At 39.9% G+C, this 25,598-nt stretch carries 24 protein-coding genes and 2 pseudogenes; 5 read left to right on the forward strand and 21 right to left on the reverse strand.

The genetic code is table 11. The features are described 5' to 3' along the window. The first annotated feature begins 174 nt into the window (after positions 1 to 174). A complete protein-coding gene (locus DYD17_RS07610; RefSeq protein ID WP_115252989.1) occupies positions 175 to 1,047 on the forward strand; it encodes a helix-turn-helix domain-containing protein in 873 nt (290 codons plus the stop codon). Between the two features lie 69 nt (positions 1,048 to 1,116). Continuing rightward, on the forward strand, positions 1,117 to 2,307 hold the full coding sequence (locus DYD17_RS07615; protein ID WP_003051623.1) for an MFS transporter: 1,191 nt from the start codon (positions 1,117 to 1,119) through the stop codon (positions 2,305 to 2,307). Between the two features lie 197 nt (positions 2,308 to 2,504). On the opposite strand, the gene DYD17_RS07620 is transcribed toward DYD17_RS07615, so the two are convergent. From DYD17_RS07620 to DYD17_RS07720, 21 genes and pseudogenes are all read right to left on the reverse strand, one after another. Further along, positions 2,505 to 2,780, reverse strand: a complete 276-nt coding sequence (locus DYD17_RS07620) for an HU family DNA-binding protein (RefSeq protein WP_003044261.1) — start codon at positions 2,778 to 2,780, stop codon at positions 2,505 to 2,507. Positions 2,781 to 2,878: 98 nt separating this feature from the next. Then, complete coding sequence (locus DYD17_RS07625; RefSeq protein WP_003051794.1) at positions 2,879 to 3,466, reverse strand: YpmS family protein; 588 nt, start codon at positions 3,464 to 3,466, stop codon at positions 2,879 to 2,881. Beyond that, a complete protein-coding gene (locus DYD17_RS07630) occupies positions 3,444 to 4,286 on the reverse strand; it encodes an SGNH/GDSL hydrolase family protein (protein WP_003051796.1) in 843 nt (280 codons plus the stop codon). Before DYD17_RS07630 ends, DYD17_RS07625 begins: the two co-directional genes overlap by 23 nt. Next, positions 4,279 to 5,118, reverse strand: coding sequence for a DegV family protein (locus DYD17_RS07635; protein ID WP_003051798.1), 840 nt, complete (start codon positions 5,116 to 5,118; stop codon positions 4,279 to 4,281). Before DYD17_RS07635 ends, DYD17_RS07630 begins: the two co-directional genes overlap by 8 nt. Before the next feature lie 239 nt (positions 5,119 to 5,357). After that, complete coding sequence (locus tag DYD17_RS07640) at positions 5,358 to 6,254, reverse strand: LPXTG cell wall anchor domain-containing protein (protein WP_003051802.1); 897 nt, start codon at positions 6,252 to 6,254, stop codon at positions 5,358 to 5,360. A gap of 206 nt (positions 6,255 to 6,460) precedes the next feature. Continuing rightward, positions 6,461 to 8,122, reverse strand: coding sequence for a DNA repair protein RecN (gene recN, locus DYD17_RS07645; RefSeq protein ID WP_115252991.1), 1,662 nt, complete (start codon positions 8,120 to 8,122; stop codon positions 6,461 to 6,463). Between the two features lie 18 nt (positions 8,123 to 8,140). Beyond that, the gene (locus DYD17_RS07650; RefSeq protein WP_115252992.1) at positions 8,141 to 8,611 is read right to left on the reverse strand and encodes an arginine repressor; all 471 of its coding nucleotides are present in this window, start codon (positions 8,609 to 8,611) and stop codon (positions 8,141 to 8,143) included. Continuing rightward, positions 8,598 to 9,425, reverse strand: coding sequence for a TlyA family RNA methyltransferase (locus DYD17_RS07655; RefSeq protein WP_115252993.1), 828 nt, complete (start codon positions 9,423 to 9,425; stop codon positions 8,598 to 8,600). Before DYD17_RS07655 ends, DYD17_RS07650 begins: the two co-directional genes overlap by 14 nt. Beyond that, on the reverse strand, positions 9,418 to 10,290 hold the full coding sequence (locus tag DYD17_RS07660; protein ID WP_115252994.1) for a polyprenyl synthetase family protein: 873 nt from the start codon (positions 10,288 to 10,290) through the stop codon (positions 9,418 to 9,420). The genes DYD17_RS07655 and DYD17_RS07660 overlap by 8 nt, the downstream gene beginning before the upstream one ends. Beyond that, entirely contained in the window at positions 10,290 to 10,505 is a 216-nt protein-coding gene (locus DYD17_RS07665) for an exodeoxyribonuclease VII small subunit (protein ID WP_003051811.1), read from the reverse strand. Before DYD17_RS07665 ends, DYD17_RS07660 begins: the two co-directional genes overlap by 1 nt. Next, complete coding sequence (gene xseA, locus DYD17_RS07670; RefSeq protein WP_115252995.1) at positions 10,483 to 11,823, reverse strand: exodeoxyribonuclease VII large subunit; 1,341 nt, start codon at positions 11,821 to 11,823, stop codon at positions 10,483 to 10,485. Before xseA ends, DYD17_RS07665 begins: the two co-directional genes overlap by 23 nt. Before the next feature lie 150 nt (positions 11,824 to 11,973). Next, on the reverse strand, positions 11,974 to 12,822 hold the full coding sequence (locus tag DYD17_RS07675) for an NAD(P)H-hydrate dehydratase (RefSeq protein ID WP_115252996.1): 849 nt from the start codon (positions 12,820 to 12,822) through the stop codon (positions 11,974 to 11,976). Further along, the gene (locus DYD17_RS07680) at positions 12,819 to 13,673 is read right to left on the reverse strand and encodes a bifunctional methylenetetrahydrofolate dehydrogenase/methenyltetrahydrofolate cyclohydrolase (RefSeq protein WP_003051816.1); all 855 of its coding nucleotides are present in this window, start codon (positions 13,671 to 13,673) and stop codon (positions 12,819 to 12,821) included. The genes DYD17_RS07675 and DYD17_RS07680 overlap by 4 nt, the downstream gene beginning before the upstream one ends. A 172-nt stretch (positions 13,674 to 13,845) precedes the next feature. Then, complete coding sequence (locus DYD17_RS07685) at positions 13,846 to 15,540, reverse strand: phospho-sugar mutase (protein ID WP_115252997.1); 1,695 nt, start codon at positions 15,538 to 15,540, stop codon at positions 13,846 to 13,848. 154 nt (positions 15,541 to 15,694) lie between these two features. Beyond that, positions 15,695 to 17,119: a cryptochrome/photolyase family protein gene (locus DYD17_RS07690; RefSeq protein WP_115252998.1), complete on the reverse strand. Its 1,425-nt coding sequence runs from the start codon at positions 17,117 to 17,119 to the stop codon at positions 15,695 to 15,697. Positions 17,120 to 17,316: 197 nt separating this feature from the next. Next, positions 17,317 to 17,460 (reverse strand): annotated as a pseudogene (locus tag DYD17_RS07695) (FeoB-associated Cys-rich membrane protein); the annotation flags it as partial. Beyond that, positions 17,460 to 19,619, reverse strand: coding sequence for a ferrous iron transport protein B (gene feoB, locus DYD17_RS07700; RefSeq protein WP_115276446.1), 2,160 nt, complete (start codon positions 19,617 to 19,619; stop codon positions 17,460 to 17,462). The pseudogene DYD17_RS07695 and the gene feoB, both read right to left, overlap by 1 nt. Continuing rightward, positions 19,616 to 20,094: pseudogene (locus tag DYD17_RS07705) on the reverse strand (FeoA domain-containing protein). Before DYD17_RS07705 ends, feoB begins: the two are co-directional and overlap by 4 nt. 197 nt (positions 20,095 to 20,291) lie before the next feature. After that, positions 20,292 to 21,026 (reverse strand): amino acid ABC transporter ATP-binding protein, encoded by a 735-nt coding sequence (locus tag DYD17_RS07710; RefSeq protein ID WP_115246232.1) that lies wholly within the window; start codon positions 21,024 to 21,026, stop codon positions 20,292 to 20,294. Next, a complete protein-coding gene (locus DYD17_RS07715; protein WP_003051835.1) occupies positions 21,026 to 21,712 on the reverse strand; it encodes an amino acid ABC transporter permease in 687 nt (228 codons plus the stop codon). Before DYD17_RS07715 ends, DYD17_RS07710 begins: the two co-directional genes overlap by 1 nt. Positions 21,713 to 21,839: 127 nt before the next feature. Continuing rightward, positions 21,840 to 22,070 (reverse strand): DUF1797 family protein, encoded by a 231-nt coding sequence (locus DYD17_RS07720; RefSeq protein WP_003051836.1) that lies wholly within the window; start codon positions 22,068 to 22,070, stop codon positions 21,840 to 21,842. Positions 22,071 to 22,368: 298 nt separating this feature from the next. Between DYD17_RS07720 and DYD17_RS07725 the strand changes: the two genes are divergently transcribed. The 3 genes from DYD17_RS07725 (at position 22,369) to DYD17_RS07735 (ending at position 25,586) form a co-directional block, all read left to right on the forward strand. After that, a complete protein-coding gene (locus tag DYD17_RS07725) occupies positions 22,369 to 24,660 on the forward strand; it encodes an ATP-dependent Clp protease ATP-binding subunit (protein ID WP_115253001.1) in 2,292 nt (763 codons plus the stop codon). A gap of 117 nt (positions 24,661 to 24,777) precedes the next feature. Then, positions 24,778 to 25,230 (forward strand): NUDIX domain-containing protein, encoded by a 453-nt coding sequence (locus DYD17_RS07730; RefSeq protein WP_236593276.1) that lies wholly within the window; start codon positions 24,778 to 24,780, stop codon positions 25,228 to 25,230. A gap of 53 nt (positions 25,231 to 25,283) precedes the next feature. Beyond that, positions 25,284 to 25,586: a DUF1827 family protein gene (locus tag DYD17_RS07735; protein WP_003051842.1), complete on the forward strand. Its 303-nt coding sequence runs from the start codon at positions 25,284 to 25,286 to the stop codon at positions 25,584 to 25,586. The last annotated feature ends 12 nt before the right edge of the window (positions 25,587 to 25,598 follow it).

Raw genomic sequence — 25,598 nt, forward strand, 5'->3', positions numbered from 1 at the left:
ATATATTAATTATAATAATTCTAAATAGATAAGTCAAGTAATTTAGAACAATTCTAAATAAAGTTTTTTAGATGATCTTCTCTTTGAAAAATCTCATAGCTACCATTTGCAAATATGAGAAAATCCTATCCCAAACTAAGGAAATGTTATACTAATAGAAGGAGGATTGACCGCATGGCAAAACCATTAGGAGAAACATTTCGTGAGCTAAGGCTAAATCGAAACCTTTCCCTACAACAAGTTGCAGGAGACTCTGTCTCACTGTCACAGTTATCACGTTTTGAACGGGGACAGTCAGATATTTCCCTCAATAAATTTTTAGTTGCCTTAGATAGGATGCATGTTGAAGTAAAAGAATTTATGGATGTCGCTTCTGACTTCAAAAAAACTGAGCAGATTCGTTTTATGTCACATTTAATTCCGCTTGAATATGCCCGTGATGTGGAGGGATTTAAAGCTTTGCAGGAGGAAGAAAACCGGAAATACCAAGAGCAGCCTGATTGGAAAAGGTATTATTTAAACGTTATTTTACTACAAGGATTTATTTGTAAGTGTGACCCAACAATTCCTTTTCCAAAAGCTTATCTTGATGACGTTACTGATTATCTCTTTAGCACTGAGCAGTGGCAGATTTACGAACTCATTTTGATTGGCAATCTTTATCTCTTTATCGATATACCACTGCTCGACAGAATGGGACGAGAGATTCTTAACAATCATCATTACTATCAAGATATTTCCAGTCATAAGCATTTAGTAACCATTACCCTCTTAAATATCTGGGAGACGTGTCTGCACCGACAGGCTTTATCCTATGCCACTTACTACCAAGACCAGCTAAAACCTTTATTGACAAATGAGACCAAGCTATATGAAAAAACCATCTTCTTGTTTTTACAAGGCCTACAGGACTATTTAACTAGGGACTGCCTAGCTGGTATTCAAAAAATGACAAAAGCTATTGATATTTTCGAAGCATTGGATTGTCCTCATATGGCTCATAATTACCGTTCAGACTTTGAACGATTTGTTAAATCTCTTACCTAATTTGCAAAAAAATCAAAAACCTCCTAAAAGTGATTTATAATAACATCACTTTATTGTGGAGGTTTTCTAATGACAAAAAATGAATACCGACTTTTAACAAGTCGTGCTGTTAACAAGATTGGCAATGTGATTTACGATTATGGTAATAGCAGTTGGATTGCTGGTCTAGGTGTAGTAGGGCAAAAATACCTCGGTTATTACCAGTTAGTTGATAGCCTGATTGCTCTCTTTTTAAATCCAATTGGTGGTGCTATCGCTGATCGTTATAAACGTCGACAGATTCTGTTATGGACTGATGCTATCGGAGCTATAGCCTGTGGCTTGTTAGTTTTTATGCCTAGCAAGCAAGGCATGCTCTTTGGTCTTATTACTGTCAATGCCATTTTAGCTATCTCACATGCCTTTTCTGGTACCTCTTTTCGTGCCTATGTTGTCACTCTTGTTAAGGAAGAAAGGTTAGTAAACTTTAATGCACATTTGGAAATTATTTCCCAAATCATTAGTATTTCCTCCCCTTTGCTGGCTTTTTTGGTCGTTGATCGTCTCGGATTGAGATCCGCCTTACTGCTAGATAGTATCAGTTTTGCCCTTTCCTTCGTCTGCTTATGGTCAATCACCACCAAAGAAACTCATCTTCAGTCCAAATCTGGTCAAATCGGTATTAGGCATTTACTGACAGACATAAAGGAAGGCTTAGACTTTATTCGCCGGGAAAAAGAGATTTTCTTTCTCCTCACAATCGCAACTCTGGTTAATTTTTTTATTGCCGCCTTTAATTACCTTCTCCCCTTCTCCAATCAGTTGTTTAATCGTTCCTCTAGTTACGCTACCATGCTGTCACTTGGAGCTGTGGGAGCCATTTTAGGAGCACTGTTTGCTAACAAATACTTCAAAAATAATTACCAAAGTCTCTTAATTGCTTTAGGAACTAGTGGCTTAGGACTTGCGATGCTTACTCCATTGCATCTTGCTAAGGTTTCCACCTTGGTCTTAGCCTCCGGTAATCTTTGGTTTGAATGTTTTCTAACCATTTTTAACATTCACTTCTTTTCCACGGTTCAAAAAAAGGTCCCAAAAGTCTTATTAGGACGTGTCTTTAGCTCTATTTTTACCCTTGCCGTTTTACTGATGCCTTTAGCTACCATCCTTATGACAGCCTTACCAATATCGGTTAATCCTCTTAGCTTTTCCCTAATCGGATTTGGAATAAGCCTCATTTCCCTGTTAGCCTATGTCTACGCCCGTCAACACTTCATGTAACACCACTATCAAAAATTTTTTACTATAACAATTCAGGTGATGCGCAGAACCTTTTTTAAGCTGTTATTCACATAACCATAGCAAGAAGCACAACGATAGCTGACACCATGAAACACTACTAATTTCATAGCCAAATATACAAAAAAGCCCACTGCACAGGCTATAATGCTTGATACAACGGGCTTTTATCTATGCAATTATTTAACAGCGTCTTTAAGAGCTTTACCAGCTTTGAAGGCTGGAACTTTTGAAGCTGCGATTTCGATTTCTGCACCAGTTTGTGGGTTACGACCTTTACGAGCTGCACGTTCGCGGACTTCGAAGTTACCAAAACCGATTAATTGTACTTTCTCACCTTCGGCAAGAAAAGCTTCGATTGCAGAAAATACGGCATCAACTGCTGCTGCTGAATCTTTTTTTGTAAGTTCAGTTGCTTCTGCAACTTTTGCGATTAAATCTTGTTTGTTAGCCATTTAACAAATCCTCCAAATAATTAGTAAGCTTAATGCTTTAACAGATATTATCATATCTAAAAAAAGCGATTAGGTCAAGTATTTAACGTTATTTGGCCTTATTTCTTGTAAATATCGAAGCTGATTTCATCCTTAAACAAATCAATTTTCTTGGCCTTCAAATAGACCCTCGCATCGTTTTTAACCTCTTGCAAATTGACCACAATAGCTGATTGTTGTGGCATCACTTTCACAAACTTCGGCAACTTGTAGCTTGACTTCAAATATTGCAGAACATCTTTTTCAGGTAAAGGTAAGGTTCCTACTGAAAAAGAAATCACCTGTAGCTGAACAGCTCCATTATCTAAACGATGAGGTTGAAAGTAGATGTATAAAGGGACTTCATATCCTAGAAGTTGGTAGGTTCCTTCGAATAAAATGGAAGAAGAGGTGGAGTAGAATTTGTAATGCATCTTTTCAGACTGATAGTCCTTGAGGTAGCTGGCCACCGTTTCATTCAGTTGTTCTCTGCTTGTGGTAAACGTACCGACTTTAACATTTTTAGTGGCTTTTTGAGCAATTAAATCTGACTCAGGCTCTCTCACTTGAATAAGACGACTTCCAATAACTAATAAAAAGGCGACATTGAAAGCCAACAAAAGCAAGAAGCCCCATTTCCACCAGTTAAGGGGTGATTTCTTTTCCATGTTTTCTGATTTTCTCCATTACTGCGTCTGACATGATTTGATAACCAGTATTATTGGGGTGAAAATGGTCTCCCGTAAACAAGGCATCGTTAACAATTGTAGCTTGGTCTCCTGACGATTGAACAATCCCGTCTTGGCCATTAATCCCCTTATATAAGAGGTCATTGATAGGAACAAAATAAACATGCTTGTAATCATCAAGAACGTCCTTAGTTTTATCGTTCCAATCGTCAATAACTTTTTGCATATCGGTTAATTCTGGAAAATTCAAGTAGAAAGGATTATAAATCCCCAGAACAAAAATGAGTAGTTCCTTATTATCTTTTTTTGCTAAATCAATAATCTTCCGCAACCGCTCTTGATACTGACGAGCTGGTTTTTTAAAACTGGACACTTGTAAGTCAGCTAAATTGTTTCGAATAACAGCCATAACATCGTTACCACCAACGGTTAAGGTCATCACATCAGCTTTTTTTAAGGCTTTTCGAATGTCTTTTTCTTTGGTCATTCGATCAAGGATTTGCTGGCTGGTATTACCGGATACGCCATAATTTTGAGAGATCACGTTAGCTTTTAGATAATCTCCCATATCACTTGCTAATAAGGGAACAAAACCGCCTTGATTGGTCAAGTCTCCCACGCCTTCAGTCAAGGAATCTCCTATGGCAACGTAATGAATATCCATTTGCTCATTTTTTAGAAAATCACTTTTTTTCAATCGTGAATCTGATTTAGGGATAAGAAAATTGAGCATTAGAAACGCCAGGCCTAAACTGACCAGAAAGAAAAGGAGACCGTTAAGAAATCGACGATTATTCATAACGAACCATAACCGCAAAGGCTCCCTCACCCGTATGCGTCTGGATAATAGAGCCAGTTTCTAAAACCGTAATAGATCCTGTGTAGTGAGCTGCAATTTTTTCTTTTAGCATTAAGGCAAAATCAGCTTCTCCAGCATAAGAAATGGCTACCTCAGCTATCGGACGGTGGCTGTTATCAGCCAGATAGCCATCTAACCATTTGGTAAAGGTTTTATTTCCTCTCCCTTTGACAAGAGTTTTGAGTTCATCATTTTTAAGTTCCATCAACACCCTAACATTTAGAAGTGAGCTAAGAACTCCCGTTACACGGCCGATTCGGCCCCCTTTGACAAGGTTTTCTAACGTTGAAACCCCAATATAGAGTTCTGTTTTTGACTTAATGTCTTGAACCGCAGCCAAAATATCTTCTAGGCTTGCACCCACTTGTGCCAACTTTGCTGCTGCAACAACTTGGAATTTCAAGGCTTGGTCTGTGAATCCAGAATCTAAAACCGTTACTGGCGCTTCAGCAATTTCTGCTCCTTGACGTGATGCTTCGATAGTTCCTGATAAAGCTGGGGACAGGTGGATGGCAACAATGTCGGTTGCCCCTTCTTTAACAAGCTTCTCATAAGTTTCAGCAAAAAGACCAACCGGAGGTTGACTCGTTTTGGGAAGAGACTTACTAGCCTTCATTAGGCTCAAAAAGTAACCTTCTTCTTTCAAGTCATTATCAGAATATAATTTGCTCTCAATCATAACGGATAGAGGCACGACAGTAATGTCCAATGCCTTAACTAATTCTGGTTCAATGGTCATTGATGAATCTGCAACAATTTTAATAGTTCCCATGTATTTTTCCATTCTAGACTAGTTTCTCACCTTCTTATTTTATCACTCCTTGGTAAATAAATCAAAATTAGTCACGTATCTTCTGAGTATTTATTAACTAAGAAGTTAACAAACCAGCTGTTTTGTTTTTTAAATATGATGATCGCAGAGTTTTAAACCAATATAAAACAGGAGCCTTATCTAAATAATCTGACTCCTGTGTTGTGTTATCCATGTCTTATCTTCTCAGACCTGCCTTATCAGCCAATTGATGAGGGCTCAGTTTTTTTAATCACCAGAAGAGTTGCAAAACCTAGGCAAGTCATCCCTAACCAAGGTAGAGTGGTCCACGATTGATCTCCTGTTACTGGTAAGTCTTTCTTCTCCTTGCGCACTAGGAAGCTAATTTTTCGGTTATAGGGCACGGGAACATCTTTTCTGTTATCCCTAATATAAGAAATAATGCGTCCTAACTCATCAATAATAACACTTGGTTTATTCGTTTGCTGACTAGCTTCTCTTCTCCTATCAATGGTTTGTTCGACCTTTTTCTTTTCATATTGGGCTGCTAAAACTTCGCCAAACACTTCACCATGAGAATACACCTGAGTTGTTAAATCAGACTTTTTAGACACTAAAGATGCTAATTTTGTAGTCGCTGCATTCAAAGCTTCCATTTTTTCAAGCAATTGACGCTTTGCTATCATATAACGCAGATCTGGGCTTGGGGCTGTTCTCACGTGTGGTGTCGGTTTATCACTATTTTCCTGATCATCAAGAAACGGAAGACTAACAGCGATAGCGTTCATCAACATAGGCGTATCAGCTTCACCAGCAGGGACTTCTGCTAAACTAGGCTTGTCTAACCCTTCATCTTCAGCGGATGGCTCATCTTCTCTTTCAAAGTAGTGACCCTCATCCTCTTCAAGGTCATCCTCAAAATCATCTGCTAATGGAAAATCTGGTATTTCCTGTTTTGATTCAGACTGCTCTTGAGGCACGGGTTTCGCATAGATTGATGTGTCTTGGTCAGTAGTTATTTGACGGTCTGCTTTCATATCCTTACTTGACTGTTGAGTTGCTCCCACTGTTGAAAAACCGCAACTTAGGACAGCCAATACCACAATGCTTGCGAAATACAATTTTTTATTAGACATGTATGTCTCCTGGATTAAAATTCTCTTATATATTCTACTATTTATCAGGGGTTTGTCAAGACAGTTGAGCAAAAAGAAACCGCCAAACGTCCTGCTAGATGGCATCGGAGCGCTATGACTCCAGAATCTAACCACAGACTAATCTGACGGTTTCTCTTTCTCATCAAAAGACTATTCTATTGAATAGTCACAGTTTTTTCTGTTTATTAATGTTTGGCCAGTAATTCACGAGCCTGAGTGAGAGCAGCTTCTGTCATGTCTGCACCAGCAAGCATTCTGGCAATTTCTTCCACACGTTCTTCAAAAGTTAACAACCTTACCTTCGAAACGGTGGATTCTTCTTTACTCTCTTTAGAAATAAAATACTGGTAATCAGCAATGGCAATGACTTGAGGTAAGTGTGAAATAGCGAGAACTTGCCCATGTCGCCCAATTTTATAAATTTTTTGGGCAATGGCTTGAGCAACTCGACCAGAAACACCTGTATCTACTTCATCAAAAACAATACTCGTTTTATCTTCTTTTTTAGAGATAGCTGCTTTGATGGCCAACATCAAGCGTGATAATTCACCTCCCGAAGCCACCTTGACAAGGGGCTTGAATCCTTCACCTGGATTAGTGGAGATGTAAAATTCTAAGCTTTCATTACCATCACGATTGAATTTTGATGTGGTAAAGTGAACTTTGAAGTCTGCTTTTTCCATATAAAGTTCCTTAAGTTCAGCTTTGATATCAGTTTCTAGTTGCTCCGCCAATTGATGGCGAGAGACACTTAACTCCGAAGCAGCAGCAACCAATTGTTTTTCTAAGCTTTTCAATTCTGCCTCTAGGTCCCCTGAAGACAACTCATCGCCTGTTAATAGCTGGTATTCTTTAACGATATTATCGTAGTAGTCAAGCACATCATTCACATCGCCACCGTATTTACGGGTTAAGCTATTGAGTGTATCCAAGCGAAATTCAATTTCCTGTAATCGCCCACCATCAAAATCCAGTTGGTCAATGGTATCTGATAATTGCTTGCTCACTTCTTCAAGAATATAATAGGCTTCAGAAATCGAAGTCGACATCCCCTTGTACTCAGAATCAAACTGCTCAATTGATAGCAAGTCATTCATGCTAGAGCGAATATTGGATAGGCTTGAAAAATCTTCATTATCTAGCATGATATAAGCATTGGTTAAGGTATCAGCAATTTTCTTATGATTTAACAAACGATCACGTTCTTGACCTAGTCGCTCATCTTCTCCTCGATGCAAAGCTGCAGTTTCAATCTCCGCTATCTGAAAAGCCAACATGTCGATACGATCTTTATGTTCTTTTTCATTTTTTTGTTTATCAATAACCTGTCGACGCAAGCTTTTATAGCGATCAAAAATAAGCTGATAGTGCTCTTTCAATTGCTCAAAAGCCTTATCACCAAAAGCATCCAAAATTTGCTGGTGGAGCTGTGGTCTCATTAATTCTTCTTGGTCATGTTGCCCATGAATATCTACCAAAAACTGCCCGACCTCTTTTAAGGTCGCTAAGTTAACCATCTGACCATTAATACGGCTCACGCTTCTGCCATTTTCAAAAATATCTCGACGGATTACCAAATCTTCTTCCATTGCAATTCCAGAGGCTTCTAAATATGCAACCAGTGCCGGATTGGCATCTACGGAAAAAAAGCCTTCAATTTCTGCCTTATTAGCGCCGTGGCGAATCACTTCTGTACTAGCACGCGCACCAAGCATCATAGTCATGGCATCAATAATAATGGACTTTCCAGCTCCTGTTTCACCCGTCAAAACTGTCATGCCATTTTCAAAATTCAGAGAGATTTCCTCAATAATGGCAAAATTTTTAATGGAAATTTCTAATAGCATCACTTTCTCCCTGTTCTTCTAAGTTTGCCTCTGCATCCAGAGCAAGACTTCCTGACGAATCTTATCGGCATCTGCTGCTGATTTAGCAATCAAAAGTAAACTGTCATCATCTGCAATAAGACTAAAAATAGCTTCTGGAAAATCAGTTAACAAGTAACGTTTTATGAGTTTGCTATTCCCAGGAACTACTTTTAAATAAAGATGTTGCTCAAGTCCTGCTGTAGGGTCCGAAATAGCCAAAATGGTACTTTTAATAGAACGTGGTCCTTGGATAATCTTTTTACGACTATCTTGAGAGAGACCGTAGACATAGCGACCACTGCCAGAAGGAATTTTAACAATGCCAATTTCATTCATGTCTCTTGAAATAGTAGCCTGGGTCAATTCTAACCCATGCTCTGCCAGCAATTTTAAGAGGTCATGTTGCGTCTCAATTGGATGCGTCAAAACCATTTTTTTGATTAATTCAAGTCGTTCACTCTTTTTCATGTTTCTCAAACTCCTTATGTGCCTTGGCAACAACTTCCTGAATCAGATGCGGGGCTAACGTTTCAGATGTCTGTGACTTAACAAGATGAGCTAAAAATTCGATATTGCCATGACCACCCTGAATAGGGGAAAAATCAAGTCCCTTAACTGTAAATCCGTAATCTAAGGCAAAATCCATGACCTTTTGAATCACTTTTTCATGAATCTGTTTGTCTTTGACGATGCCTTTTTTACCAATCTGCTCGCGCCCAGCTTCAAATTGCGGTTTAATGAGAGCGATAACCTGTCCCTGATCTGACAAAACGTTATGCAGGGCTGGCAAAATCAATCTGAGAGAAATGAAGGACACATCAATACTGGCAAATACAGGCTGTCCCTCACTAAAGTCCTCTAGCTGAGCATAACGAAAATTATACTGTTCCATACTTCTCACTCGTGGATCTTGTCTGAGTTTCCATACCAACTGATTGGTCCCAACGTCGACAGCATAGACTAATTTGGCCCCATCTTGTAACATAACATCCGTAAATCCACCTGTTGAAGCGCCAATATCAATCCCAATTTGATTAGCAACCGATACACCAAAAACATGCAGCCCCTTTTCCAGTTTTAATCCACCACGACTGACGTATTTGAGTTTTTCGCCTTTAAGTTTTAACTCAGTCCCATCGTCAATTTTGTCACCTGGCTTGTCATAGCGTTGGCCATTAATCACAGAGACCACTAACCCTGCCATAACACCGCGCTTAGCTTGCTCTCTGGTCTCAAATAATCCTTGCTTATAGGCTAACACATCTACTCTTTCTTTAGGCATTAAGTCGTAACCCTTCTATCAGTTTTGTAATCGTTTGAGGCTTAAAGCCTACATCGCTTTCTAGTGTCTGAAAAATCGTCAAAGCCTGATCTAAACTCTCTGTCAACAGTTGGTAAGAGGCTTCTAACCCCAGTAAACTTGGGTAAGTAGCTTTTTCTGCGAATAAGTCCTTTTTAGGTGTTTTTCCAAGATCTTCAAAGCTAGCTGTCACGTCTAAAATATCATCCCTAATCTGAAAGGCGTGTCCGATGAGCATTCCCGCCTGCTCTAGTTGTTGACGAACAGTAATAGTCTGTTCTGTTACAAGAGCTGCTGCTTTAAAAGGAAAAGCTAATAATTTTCCGGTTTTATTGAGGTGAATCAGTGACAACTGAGGGAGACTCAAAGCTTGATTTTCCCCTTTCATATCTAGCATCTGACCACCAACCATACCAAAAGTTCCTGAAGCTAGGGAAAGTTCTTGGATTAAGGCTACTTTAACCTCACTATTTAATTCAGCTTGAGCTATTAACCCAAAGGGGTCTAAAAATAAGCTGTCTCCCGCCAAAATGGCCGTGGCTTCTCCAAATTGTTTGTGATTGGTCAGTCTGCCACGTCGGTAATCATCATTATCCATGGCTGGCAAATCATCGTGAATCAGACTTCCTGTATGAATCATTTCAAGAGCTGCAGCCAAATCAAAATGAGCATTCTGTAACGATACCCCAAATCCCTCAATCATCTCTAATAAGATAAGTGGGCGAATGCGCTTGCCACCACTGTCAACAGAATACAAGATGGCATCAATCAACTCTTCAGATACACCGTTACTAGTCGTCTTATAGTAGCGACGAATGGCTTCGTCAATTCTAGCTAATTTGTCCATTAATCATCCATATCTACTTCTGTGCCATCAGCTTGCATCACTTTGACGAGTGTTTTTTCTGCCGCTTGTAAGGTCCTTTGAAGTTCTTTTGAGAGAAGCATTCCTTTTTGAAATTCTGAAATGGCTTCTTCTAAGGGCACATCCCCATTTTCAAGTTTGTTCACAATAGTCTCTAAATCTTGTAAATTTTCTTCAAATGTTTTCGTTTTTGACATCTTTTACCTCTACATCTAATTGTCCATCACGCATCTTAATGGTTAACTGATCACCCTTTGTTATCTGACTTACAGAGGCTACCAGTTCTTGATTTTTTTCAATCAACGCATAACCACGCGCAATAATTCGGCCAGTGTCCAGTGATAGCAAAGCATCCTGTGCTTTTTCAAATCGGGCCAGCTGGCTATCGTACTGATTTGTCATATTAGCCATCAGTAAACGCTTAGCGGTAGCAACACGGTCTTGGTACCGCTCGATTTTTGTCTGTAATTGACTATTAGCCAAGGCATGATCCAACTGAACCTTGTTTTCTTTGGCGGAACTCAGACGATCTTTCATCGTATTCATCAGGGTCATGCTAAGGCGATCAATTTTTTGCAAGTAGGCATCATATAATCGTTCTGGCTGCCTAAAAATAACAGATTGTGATAGTTTATCCACCCACTCTTGCCGCTGCTTAATCCGTCTTAAGCAGGCCTGATAGGAACGATTTTGCCGCTCTACTATCCAAGACATAAGTTCTGTTTTTGTAATAGGCGTTGCTAACTCTGCTGCTGCTGTTGGTGTAGCTGCTCTGCGGTCTGCCACAAAATCCGCCAGGGTTGTATCAGTTTCATGACCCACACTCGAAATCACTGGAAGTTTCGATTCAAAGATAGCCTGAACCATTATTTCCTCGTTGAAAGCCCAAAGGTCTTCTATCGAGCCACCTCCACGGCCAACAATGAGCAAGTCCAAATCCTCTCTTTGGTTGGCTCTTCGAATATTCGCCACTACTTCTTGGGCGGCTCCATCACCTTGTACTTTAGTTGGGAATAATAAAATCTCAACCCCTGGAAAACGCCGTGAAACGGTTGTGATAATATCTCGAATCACAGCGCCACTTGGACTTGTAATGACCCCAATTTTTGACACAAACTGAGGTAAGGGCTGCTTGTGTTTTTGCTCAAAATAACCTTCTGCAGTTAATTTTTTCTTTAATTGTTCAAACTGCAAAGCCAAGGCACCTATGCCGTCTGGCTCTGCCTTTTCAATCACGATAGAATAGGAACCACTCGGTTCATAAAGTTGGACTCGCCCAATCACATTAATTTTCATGCCTTCTTCTAGGTCAAATCCTAGTTTTTTATAGACTCCTGCCCACATGGTGGCTTGAATCACAGCACTTTCATCTTTTAAGGAAAAATATTGATGAGTCGGTCGTTTTCGAAAATTGGACACTTGACCAGTCAGATAAACCCGTTCCAAATAAGGGTCACGGTCAAATTTTAATTTTAAATATTTCGTCAAATGAGTGACGGTTAAATAATCTGCCATCAAGCCACCTTTCACTTAGTTGGACCTGACATAGTCCCTTTGCATACTAATGCAATTATACCATTTTTCTGAATAAATAGTGAGCAGAAAACCAGAAAAAGGAGCCTCTTTCGGCTCCTCTCTTACTCTATTCTAAACCCTTTATCAGCACTACTCATTTTCTTCGCTGAATGCTTTCATCCATTTTGGAATTTCCTGGCTAATAGCTGTTGGTAAGACCACATAAGCTTCTTGAGCTAATGCATCAGCAATGGCTGAGTGAAGATAGGCCGCACAGGCTACCCTATCAAACAAATCAACCCGCTTAAACTGAACAGCCATTGCCGCAATCATACCTGCCAAAGTATCCCCCATACCACCAGTTGCTTGATATGGCCCTCCAACAGTTAGCTCATAAATCTTATCATCTTGATAGAGTTTAGTTGCTGAACTTTTAGCCACCAAAATCGTACCTTGAGGAAATTGCTGCAAGAATTTTTGAGTGTTGGGCACCGTCTGTTGGTCAATGGCTAATCCAGAAAGGCGTTCCCACTCTTTCTGGTGGGGAGTAAGGATAATTGGTGACGTCAAATCTTGAAAGAAATAGTTTTTTTGAGCAGCAATCGTTAAAGCAGAGCCATCAACTAACAAGAGTTGATGACCTTTGATATGAGACACGACCCATTCAAATAATCTTTGTGCTTTGCTATTTTCAGAAAGCCCTGGACCAATAAGGACTAAATCTGCCACTTCAAGTTGTCTTAGCAACAAGTCCCTGTCATCCACTGAAAATGCCATTGCTTCTGGTAAATGGCTATGCAAGGCTGAGATATTTGATTGATCAGTCGCAACAGTGATTAAACCTACTCCACTGTTTAAAGCTGCCAGAGCTGCCATAATAATAGCACCACCATAAGGTGCTAAGCCCCCTATCAGAAGCAAGCGCCCGTAATTGCCTTTATTAGTTTCTTTTTGCCTTGGTAAAATCACTTTTCTCGCAAGATCATGGTCACTAATCATCGACTCACACTCCGTAAAGCTGCTTGGTAAGTTTGTTCTAATAACATGGTAATCGTCATCGGACCGACTCCCCCAGGAACAGGGGTAATTTTAGAGGCAACTTGAGAAACTTCATCAAAAGCCACATCTCCAATAAGTTTACCATTATCATCACGGTTCATTCCAACATCAATAACAACGGCCCCTTCTTTAACAAAGTCTTTCGTCACGAAATGACCTTGTCCAATGGCCACAATTAAAACATCCGCATGGCGGCAGACGTCTTCTAAATGTCGTGTCCTAGAATGCGTCAACGTTACCGTTGCATTCTTATCTAACAAGAGTTGAGCCATTGGTTTGCCTACAATGTTAGATCTTCCGATAATCACCGCATGCTTACCTTCAAGGTCCACCTCGTATTCGCGTAACATTTCCATAATACCTGCCGGTGTGCAAGGAACCATCAAGGGGCGACCAGACCAAAGGTGACCGGTATTCATTGGGTGAAAACCATCCACATCTTTTTTAGGATCAATAGCAAGGATAATTTTCTTATCATTAATGTGATTTGGCAAGGGTAATTGGACCAAGATGCCATGAATCGTGTCATCTTCATTATAGCGTTCAATGACGCCAATCAATTCTTCCTGGCAAATAGATTCTGACAACCTAACGGTTTCGCTTTTGAAGCCAGCAGCAATAGCTGCGCGTTCTTTGTTGCGAACATACACTTGACTGGCAGGATTATCCCCAACCAAGATAACTACTAAACCTGGTACAATCCCCTTCTCCTGTTTTAATTGCTGCGCCTTAATAGTTAATTCGCTTTGCATTTTTTGAGCTAGGGCTTTCCCATCCATTATTTCAGTCATCCAATTCCCCTTTCATTTTCATCTCTCTATTATAGCAGAAAATTAGTGGTGCGTTCTCTTATTTATCATCTTGGCCGGTTCCATGTCTATTTGCCATAGCATAAAGCCTATCGAAATGGCCTCCTAATTCAAAAAAGAAGCTTTCTGAAAGCCTCTTTTATTGACATGATAATCACTGAACCTGTTCCATTTTCTTGCGACAAGCTGCTTCAATAGCATCTAATTTAGCAAGACTATCAGCTTGTGTTTGCCCAATGGTGTAGAGATAAAGTTTGATTTTTGGTTCTGTTCCAGACGGCCTAAGAGCATACCAAGACCCTTCATCAAAATAATACTTGAGGCAGTTTTGTTTTGGAAATTCTTGATAACCTTCTTTGAAGTCAATCGTCGTTTTTAAAGTTAAATCTGCCACTGCTTTTAGAGGATATTGACGAAAATCATTCATGATTCTAGCAATACGTTCTTGACCTTCAATCCCCTCTAATTCCAAGGAAATCTGTCGTTCGTTATAATAGCCAAAAGTAGTGTAGATGGTTTCTAAAACATCCAGTAAGGTTTGGCCTCTTTCCTTATAATAGGCAGCCATCTCCACAACCATCATCGAGGCGCTAACAGCGTCTTTGTCCCGAACAAAGGTTCCGTAGCAAAAACCAATACTCTCCTCGTAACCAAAGAGATAGTTTTTAGCCTTGGTCACTTCGTATTCATTTGCCTTGCCACAAATGTTCTTAAAACCAGTCAAGGTTTCAACGGTTTCAATTCCATAATGGCTCGCAATAGCCCGTGACAAATCACCTGTAACAATAGACTTGACCAAAACAGGATGCTCTGGCAAATTGTCTAAGGCTGAACGCTGTGAAAAAATGTAATAAGACAAGAGCGCACCGATTTTATTGCCATTTAAAAAGACATACTCTCCTGCTGAATTTTTCACTTCTAAAGCCACACGATCACAGTCTGGGTCAGTCGCAATCAGAATATCGGCATCAACTTCCTCGCCTAATTTTTCGGAATAGGCAAAAGCTTTAGGGACTTCTGGGTTAGGGTAACCAACTGTTGTAAAGTCAGGATCGGGTAATTCTTGTTCAGGCACCACATAAACATTGTCAAAACCACGACGTTTCAAGATTTCACGCACTGGTAAATTCCCAACGCCGCTAAGTGGCGTATAAACCACACGAACAGACTTATCAATAGACGTATCGTTAATGGCTAAACCAAGCACTTCTTGCTTGTATGCTTCTTCAACACTATCATCAATATAGCTAACAAGACCGCTCGCTAAGGCTTCCTTGAAAGGCATTTGCTTAATGGATTGATAATCAGTTAACTCAGCCATATGGCCTGCAATCTGGTCTGCAATATCATCTAGAATTTGAGACCCTTCTTGCCAATAAGCCTTGTAACCGTTATAGGCTTGTGGATTATGACTAGCGGTAATCATGACTCCTGAGACACAACCCAAGGCACGAATAGCATAGGAACACATGGGTGTTGGTCTAATGCCCTTATAAATATAAGCCCTGATACCATTCGCCGCCATAATAGAGCACGTTAACTCTGCAAATTCTTGAGACTGATAACGCACATCATAGCTAACAGCAATTCCTCTTGCAACTGCCTCAGTACCATGATCAATGATGGTATTGGCTAAAGCTTGGGCAGCTTTTCCAACCATATAAGTATTCATACGATTGGTTCCTGCACCAAGCTTGCCTCTTAGCCCTGCTGTCCCAAATTCAAGTGTCTTGTAAAACCGATCTTGAATCTCAGTCTCATTATCTTGAATTGCTACTAAATCTTTCTTGATGTCTTCACTGAGCGCATCATTTGTTAACCACTCTTGATAAACCTCTTTGTAAGTCATATGACATTTCCTATTCTAAAATCACATAATAAAAGTTATTCTATCGTCAGGCATATCCTTTAAAGAAAACTAACTGAATAGTAACAAATAACGCCGATTAAGTCAACTTATTTTTTAAATTAATTTATGTTAAAAAATGCAAGTGACAGCCATTTTAATGAAGCCTCTCCTCTTGCATTTGCGCTTTTTCCTTCGCCCATTCATACCTAGCAATCGCTCGTTTGCGTTGCTCTGCATGATCCACTAGAGGATGAGGATAATCTTTCCCAATAATACAAGCAATACTTTCTTGTAGAGCCTCTGGCATTTTCCAAGGCTCATAAAGGTACTTTTGAGGAACGCTAACCAAGCTAGGCAGGTAAGACCTTATGAAGTCACCATCTGGATCAAATCGTTTGCCTTGAGTGACCGGATTAAAAATCCTAAAATAAGGAACCGCATCCGTTCCAACGGAGGCAGCCCACTGCCAACCACCAATATTACTTGCAGCATCATAATCAATCAACTGTTCTTGAAAATAAGCTTCCCCCAAACGCCAATCAATCTGCAAATCCTTGGTTAAAAAGGAGGCTACTACCATGCGTAAGCGATTATGCATCCACCCCGTCGCTCGTAATTGTTTCATAGCTGCATCAATAATAGGATAGCCTGTTTGTCCTTCTTTCCATGCCTTGAAAGCTGCTGGGTTCTCGTCCCATTCTAAATGACGAAAAGCTTCTTGTATAGCTAGCTTTTTCTGATTAGGGTTGGCCACATAGACCATATGGTAAAAATCACGCCAAGCTAATTCTTTGAGGAAAACTGCTTGTCCGGAACTAGCAGGTGCTTGGCTAACAGCTTGATAGACTGTCCGTATACTAACCATTCCTAATCTTAAATAAGGCGATAAGAAGCTTGTCCCACACCGGGATGGAAAATCTCTCGTTGTATCATAGTCAGCTAGTTGATTGTCCACAAAATGATTTAGCCTTTCCTTGGCTTCTTTAACAGTCATCACATCATTAAAAGTTGTGTCTTTTAACGTTTCAATCAGCTCCAAAGTTGCTTGAGGTGTTTTCAGACTTAACCAATTTCCCCGAGATAAATCAACAACAACTGGCGTTTCTTTAGGAAGGCATTGCCAGACGCGATAGTATGGTGTAAAGACCTTATAATACTCCCCTGACTGGTTCTTTATTTCTTGACTACCATGCAAATAATGATCCTGGTAAGCATGAATATTAATCTTTTTTGCTCTAAACCATTGCGCTGCTTGTTGGTCTCGCCTGCGACCAAACCCTGACTCATCATAATTGAAATACACATCCGTCCACTGGTCTAACTGTTGGGCTAACTGCTCAAAACAAGTGATTAAATCACCATTCATCACATAGAGATCAATCCCTTTTTCTTTCAACTCCTCTTTAAATGCCAAAACACTTGCTACAACAGCTGACTGATTTCGACTTGGAGGCTGACTGAGTTGCTCTTGATTAAATTGAAACACACATAAAGTTGGAGACTGACTGGCAATAGCACGAGCTAAAGCTTTTTGGTCTTCTATTCTTAAGTCTCTACGAAACCACATTACGGAAACCATATCTTATTCCTTTCTCGTTCTTTGTTAGGTCTCACGTGCACTGTCACTTTTTCTTATTGTAACAGAAAACGAAAGCAATCGCCTCTCAAAAACCTTAATAGCTGCATATCGAAAAGCCTTCAGTCCATATGAACCAAAGGCTTTTAACAAGTATGATGAGGTGAGCCACTAAAACATGACTTTTCTAAAGCGTTATTTTTTATTTGTTGAGGTTTTTCCATATCTTCCTTGATAGGACAAGAACACTGACAGTCCCCACAAGAGCCCTTTTGTTTATAATAATGGGTAAGGGGTAGGACAACAAGAATACCGATCACAGCTGCTAAAATAAGAGTTGACATTAGTTTTTTTCCTCCTGACTAATACGCTCAAGGTTGCTCATGGTAATAACTTGATCAGACACAAATGCTGGTTTTCTCAAAATAGCATATAAGAGAGCAACTATCTCGAGTCCTGCCAAAATCGTCCAGAAAGTGACTTCTTGCCCCATAAAGACCAACCCCACCTGATAAAGGATAAAACTGAGAAGATAAGCCAGACCTGTCTGAAAACCGATGGCTAATAGTGACCACCTGACGCTATTCATTTCACGTTTAATAGCACCGATGGCTGCAAAGCAAGGCGCATACAACAAATTAAACAGCAAAAATGAATAGGCAGCTAAGGCAATATAATCCATTTGAAGGCTAGCCCAGAGGGCCCCGCTGGTTTCCGTCGCATCTGCCTGATGATATAAGATACCGAAGGTAGCCACAACGGTTTCTTTGGTCAATAAACCAGTAAGAGCTGCCACGGTTGCTTTCCAATTGCCAAATCCTAACGGTTTAAAGAGCCAAGCAAAGAGGCGACCAAAGTCAGCTAGCATGCTGTGGTCTGTTTCAACAACCTGCAAATAGCCATTATAAGTTGACAAAAACCAGATTAAAATCGTCAATGAAAAAATAATGGTACCGGCTCGTTTGACAAAACTCCACGCCTTCCCAAAGGCATAATGCGTCACCGTTAACATATTAGGTAAATGGTAGGCTGGCAATTCCATGATAAAGGGACTAGCCTGTCCGCCTAATAACTTGGTCTTTTTAAGAGCAATTCCAGATAAAATAATAGAAGCAATCCCCACAAAGTAAGCACTCGGAGCAATGAAAGGATTATTAGGGAAAAAAGCTCCAGAAATTAGCGCAATAATCGCTAGCTTGGCAGAACAAGGCATAAAAGTAGCTGTCATGATTGTAATTTTCCGGTCTCGCTCATTTTCAATAGTGCGGCTGGCCATAATAGCCGGAACACCACAACCTGTCGCAATGAGCATAGGAATAAAAGATTTGCCAGAAAGCCCAAATCGTCTAAAAATACGGTCCATGACAAAAGCAATCCGACTCATATAGCCAATATCTTCTAAAATGCCTAGGCAGATAAAAAGAACAAAAATTTGAGGAACAAATCCTATAACAGCACCAATCCCTGCAAGAATCCCATCAATAATGAGAGATTGTAACCAGGCTTCAACCTTTAGATAATCTAAGGCTGTGCTGGCTGCATTCGGAAAGTAGTCGCCAAATAAAACATCATTGACCCAATCCGTTCCCATGGTTCCCACCGTTTGAATAGCTAAAAAATAGACCAAAAACATGGCTGAAGCAAAAATGGGGAGGGCTAAAAATCGATTGGTGACAATGCGATCAATTTGATCTGAACATCGCCATTCCAAATCATTAGTTTCAATCTGAGCCATGTGACAAACTTGTTCAATATATGCATAGCGCTCATTAATAACAATAGATTCAGCATCCTCCCCAAAAATATCTTCAGTGATCTTAATAATCATTTCAATTTCTTTGGCAAGAGCATCCTCCAAAGCTAACGCTTGCTGAACTAAAGGGTCTCGCTCAAATAATTTAAGACTATAATATCGCCAGGCCATTCCTAAATCAACTCCCTGCAACACTTCCATAATTTGAGCTAGTGCCGCTTCCAATCGATTATCATAAATCGGAAAATAAGGTGTTTCCTTAGGATATGCTATTTCCTTTTGGCAACTGCTAATTAGCTGGTTAAGCCCTATGTTTTTTAAAGCACTGGTTGCTACAATGGGGAAACCCAGTTGGTAACTTAGCTTATCCAGATTAATCTGTTTTTGACTAGCTTCTAACACATCAGACATGTTGAGCGCCATAACCAAAGGCAGGCCAATTTCCATCAGTTGTGTGGTCAAGTAGAGGTTCCGCTCCAAATGAGTACCGTCTACCACATTAATAATAGCTTGAGCATCTTGGCTAAGCAGGTAGTCTCTTGCAACCTGTTCTTCTGGACTATAGGGTGACATTGAGTAAACACCAGGGAGATCTTGAATCTCAATTGTCTTATTTGACTTTAAGAAGCCACTTTTACGATCAACCGTAACACCAGGCCAATTTCCTACCCGCTGATTAGTTCCTGTTAAGAGGTTAAAAAGACTCGTTTTTCCACTGTTAGGATTACCAATCAAGGCCATTTTTGTCATGACATGTCCTCATCTTCTAGCTGCCGTACAGCAATTAATTGAGCTTCCGACTGACGTAAACTTAGCTCATACCCCCTCAGACTAATTTCTAGGGGGTCACCTAAAGGCGCTCGCTTACGTAACTGAAAACGAGTTCCCTTCGTTAGCCCATATCCATTAAACGCCGCTTCGTTTCCTTGCTCGCATAAATAGCTTCGACAATAGCCACTTCCATGATTTCTAATTCTGATAAAGGAAGTGTTTGCCCTCCTTCATTAACTTCACTGACCTCAATAGCATCTAAAAGACTCTTATCAAAGGCCAGACGACTTGTTTTAATCATCAAAATTGCATTTTGCTTCGTCTGCGACATGACCTTGACTTGGCTTCCCTTCTTGATACCAAGATGAGCCATATGCCTTTGATGGTCTTGAGGTAATGCTATGCTAAGTACCTGATAGGCGATGCCACTTCTTACCTGAGATAATTTCACCATAAGCTCTCCTTTTAATTACAGTGTCCATTATAACATACTCTGTTCTTCCCACTACAAGGTACTTTAAGTTTTTTGTCTTTTTAATCTCATATAATAATGATTCTAAAAAAGAAATGGCAATAGCAATTCCTAAAGAGTTGTCATCAAAAAAACTTGAGTCTGCATAGACTCAAGTTTAACAAGAGGTAATTTGATTGTTAGAGAACTTTACTTAAAAAATCTTTTGTACGTTCTTCTTTAGTCAGATCAAAAAGTTGGTTTGGACTTCCTTCTTCCACAATAACGCCACCATCCATAAAAATCACACGGTCTGCGACTTCTTTAGCAAAGCCCATTTCATGGGTGACAATGACCATCGTCATCCCGGATTTAGCCAAATCCTGCATGACAGCCAAAACCTCACCCACCATTTCGGGATCCAAGGCTGAAGTAGGCTCGTCAAATAGTAAGACGTCTGGATCCATGGCTAGGCCACGCGCAATCGCAATTCGCTGCTGCTGTCCCCCAGATAGACTAGATGGGTAAGCCTTGGCTTTTTCTGACAATCCAACTTTATCTAACAGTGCCAAAGCCGTTTTGTCAGCTTCTGCTTTAGAAATGCCTTTCGTTTTAATAGGTGACAAGGTAATATTGTCTAAAACGGTCATATTAGGGAAAAGATTAAATTGTTGAAATACCATTCCCATTTTTTCACGCATTGTAAAAATGTCATTTCTTTTATCTGTAATGTCAATGCCTTCAAACGTTATCTGACCTTTCGTAGGAACCTCAAGAAGGTTCATGGTGCGAAGTAAAGTTGATTTTCCAGAACCAGAAGGGCCAATAATCACCACGACTTCTCCTGGCATAATGTTTAAATCAATTCCTTTAAGCACCTCGTTTTGCCCATAATATTTGTGTAACGCTTTTATTGCAATAATAGGTTCCGTCATTAATGATTACCTCCTTGTGCCATACGACGCTCTAAGACTGCCAATAATTGTGATAGCACTGTCGTGACCATTAAATAGTAAAAAGCAGCAACTAGTAAAGGAGCAATTGGAGAATAGGTAGCTGTTGCTACTGACTGAGCGCCATTCCAAAGTTCCATAACACCAATAGTTTGCAAGAGAGCACTATCTTTAATGATCGTGATAAATTCATTGCCTAAAGCAGGAAGAATATTTTTAAAGGCTTGAGGCAAAATCACATAGCGCATGGCATTTCGAGGGCGGATACCTAGTGAATAGGCTGCTTCAAGTTGCCCTTTTGGAACAGCTTCAATACCCGCTCTAACAATTTCTGAAATGTAAGCACCGCTATTTAACGAGATGATAATAATACCAGGAAGTAATCTTGAAAAATCTAAATTCAAAACGCCAAAACCGATAGTTGGCATTTGATTAAAATGCATCCAAGCAAAGGCAATCATAATTTGAACAACCATTGGTGTCCCACGAAAAATCCACACATAAGTATTGACTAGCCAAGTCAAAGGCTTTATTTGAGTACGTTTGATTAGTGTTACCAAAACCCCAATAATGGTTCCAAAAAAGACGACACTAGCCGAAATCATAATGGTGACGAGAACACCATAGTTAAAGTAGGCCCAGTATTTGGGCAAAAATGATAAATCCATCTATATCTCCTTATAAGTCCTAAGGTCACAACAATAAAGATAATTATACCATTTGATGAATATTAATACAATACTTTTTTAGCAACAAAAAAACCTGCCTCAGGCAAGTCTCTTTATGATATTCAGCTTAATATAATAAATCGTAGATTTCCATTGCAATCAAGTCAATACTATCAAAGGAATATGACTCACGCGCTTCGATATCACGCAATGTGAAAACTGGTCCGTTTTCAGGGTCATTTGAAAAGGCAACTTCTGCTACAACAACACCATCACGTTCAAAATTTCGCTTGAGATTACCGCCATCTGTTACCATCAATTCCAAACGATTGATGATTCTCACCAAATGTGATTCCATTTCGTTTCTCCTATTCGTTTTTTATCCCTATTATTTTAACACAATTCGCGCCAAACAAACAAGAAAAGTAGCATTTTTCTTCACATTTTCCCATTTTTAGCCTTTTGTGCCTCCTACCTCTTAACCTTTTGAAAAATAGCAGGGATGATAAGAACAATTATCACTCTCTCCCTGACAGTGCTAACATCCTAAGCTTTTTACTTGATTTCCAAAACAGTGGTGCTATAATATGAGTATAAAGTTTGACCATTTTTGACTAAATGACTTTGACTTTTAGATAAACCCTTGGAGGTATATTATGCTTTGTCAAAATTGTAATTTAAACGAATCAACCATCCACCTCTACACGAATGTTAATGGAAAACAAAAACAAGTTGACCTTTGTCAAAACTGTTATCAAATCATGAAGACTGACCCTACTAATCCTATTTTAGGTGGTCTAAATGGAGGTCAAAGAGCCCAAGAACGCTCATCCACCCCCTTCTTTGATGACTTTTTTGGTGATTTAAATAATTTTAGAGCCTTTGGTAACCTTCCGAATACCCCGCCTACACAAGCAGGCCAAAATGGCAACGGAGGAGGACGCCATGGTGGTCATTTCAATGGGCAACGTCCCACTCAGCCACAAACACAAAATCAGCAAGTAAAGGGCTTGTTAGAAGAATTTGGGATTAATGTTACAGATATTGCAAGACATGGTGATATTGACCCTGTCATCGGTCGAGATGACGAGATTACACGTGTCATCGAAATCCTTAACCGTCGGACTAAAAATAACCCTGTGCTTATTGGGGAACCAGGAGTTGGTAAAACAGCTGTTGTAGAAGGTCTAGCCCAGAAAATTGTAGATGGCACAGTACCTCACAAATTGCAAGGTAAGCAAGTGATTCGTCTAGATGTGGTTAGTCTTGTTCAGGGCACAGGTATCCGTGGTCAATTCGAAGAACGCATGCAAAAATTAATGGAAGAAATTCGTCAACGCAAAGATGTGATTCTCTTTATTGATGAAATTCATGAAATTGTAGGTGCTGGTTCTGCTGGAGATGGCAATATGGATGCTGGCAATATTTTAAAACCAGCCTTGGCCCGTGGTGAGTTGCAACTCGTTGGTGCTACTACCTTAAATGAATACCGTATTATTGAAAAAGATGCTGCCTTGGAGCGGCGGATGCAGCCGGTGAAAGTTGACGAACCTTCTGTAGAAGAAACCATTACCATCTTAAAAGGTATCCAGCCCAAATATGAAGACTATCATCATGTCAAATATAGCCCAGCAGCTATCGAGGCTGCTGCACACTTATCCAATCGCTACATTCAAGACCGATTCCTCCCTGATAAGGCCATTGACCTTCTGGACGAAGCTGGTTCAAAAATGAATTTAACCCTTAATTTTGTTGACCCTAAAGAGATTGACAAACGTCTGATTGAAGCAGAAAACCTCAAGGCTCAAGCAACTCGTGACGAAGATTACGAACGAGCAGCCTATTTCCGAGATCAAATTGCGAAATACAAGGAAATGCAAGCTCAAAAAGTCGACGAACAGGATATTCCTATCATTACTGAAAAAACCATTGAAGCCATCATTGAACAAAAAACTAATATTCCAGTTGGCGATTTGAAAGAAAAAGAACAATCTCAACTCGTTAATTTGGCTAATGATTTGAAAGCTCACGTGATTGGCCAAGATGATGCCGTTGACAAAATTGCCAAGGCCATTCGCCGGAACCGTGTGGGATTAGGAACTCCAAATCGTCCTATTGGTTCTTTCCTATTCGTTGGGCCAACAGGTGTTGGTAAAACAGAATTGTCTAAGCAACTAGCTATTGAACTCTTTGGCTCTGCTGACAATATGATTCGCTTTGACATGTCCGAATACATGGAAAAACATGCCGTTGCTAAATTAGTCGGGGCTCCTCCTGGTTATGTGGGCTATGAAGAAGCTGGCCAGTTAACGGAACAAGTTCGCCGCAATCCATATTCACTTATTCTCTTAGATGAAGTGGAAAAGGCTCATCCTGACGTCATGCACATGTTTTTACAAGTTCTTGATGATGGCCGTTTAACAGATGGTCAAGGACGAACAGTCAGCTTCAAGGATACTATTATTATCATGACCTCTAATGCCGGAACAGGTAAAAGTGAAGCTTCTGTTGGATTTGGTGCAGCTAGAGAAGGACGAACAAGTTCTGTCCTTGGTGAATTAAGTAACTTCTTCAGCCCAGAGTTCATGAACCGTTTCGATGGTATTATTGAATTTAAGGCCTTGAGCAAAGATAACCTCTTGCATATCGTTGATTTAATGCTGGAAGATGTTAATAAGCGCTTAGGCTATAATGGGATTCACCTTGATGTGACGCAAAAAGTCAAAGAAAAATTAGTAGATTTAGGCTATGATCCTAAAATGGGTGCTCGACCGCTCCGTCGTACCATCCAAGATTATATCGAAGATGCGATTACGGACTACTATTTGGAACATCCAACTGAAAAGGACTTGCGTGCCATAATGACAAGTAACGGTAATGTTATGATTAAAGCTGCCAAAAAAGATGAAACGGTAACAGCTAAACAAGATCAGACCGACGAGAACTAAACCTAAAAGAGAGTTTTCTCATTGAAACTCTCTTTTTTTCGTGAACTAGTCAAAAGAAAACATTTTTATAAGAATAATGGCTCAAAATTTAGTATAATAAGAAAAAGGAGGGATACGATGACAATTCCAACATTCGGTAACTATAGTGAACATGAAAACTATGTGGCACGTTATGGTGTTTATGCCATCATTCCTAATCAAGAACGCACCAAAGTGATTCTCGTGCAAGCTCCTAATGGCGCTTGGTTTTTACCTGGTGGTGAAATTGAGGCTGGTGAAAAGCATGCTCAGGCCTTAGAACGTGAGTTATTGGAAGAACTAGGATTTACTGCTCAGATTGGTTCTTACTATGGTCAAGCTGATGAATACTTCTACTCTCGCCATCGTGATACCCATTTCTATCATCCAGCCTATCTTTATGAAGTGACTGCGTTTCAAGAAGTTTCTCAACCCTTAGAAGATTTCAACACTTTGGCTTGGTTTTCTACTGAAGAAGCTATCTCTAAATTAAAACGCGGAAGTCATAAATGGGGTGTTGAGCAATGGCAAAAAAAAGCATCATTCTACTAACTAACTCTTTTAAATAGTGCTATAATAGGTATAGGATATTCAGGAGGACATTTATGAGACTCATCAACACGACTAGTAGTCACCCAGAACTCGTCAGAAATCAGCTGCAGAATACAGATGCTCGTTTAGTTGAGGTTTATTCAGCAGGAAATACAGATGTCATTTTTACCCAAGCACCAAAACATTATGAACTACTAATTTCAAATAAATACCGTGCCATCAAGGAAGATGAACTTGAAGTGATTCGTGAATTTTTCATGAAACGTAAAATTGACCCTGCTATCGTTATTCCTGGGCAATCCAAGACCCTACATACGAATAACTTGATTGAAATTTCATTCCAAACAACTGTCTAGAAGCAGTTAGCG

It is taken from the genome of Streptococcus dysgalactiae subsp. dysgalactiae (assembly GCF_900459225.1).
GTDB classification, from domain to species: domain Bacteria; phylum Bacillota; class Bacilli; order Lactobacillales; family Streptococcaceae; genus Streptococcus; species Streptococcus dysgalactiae.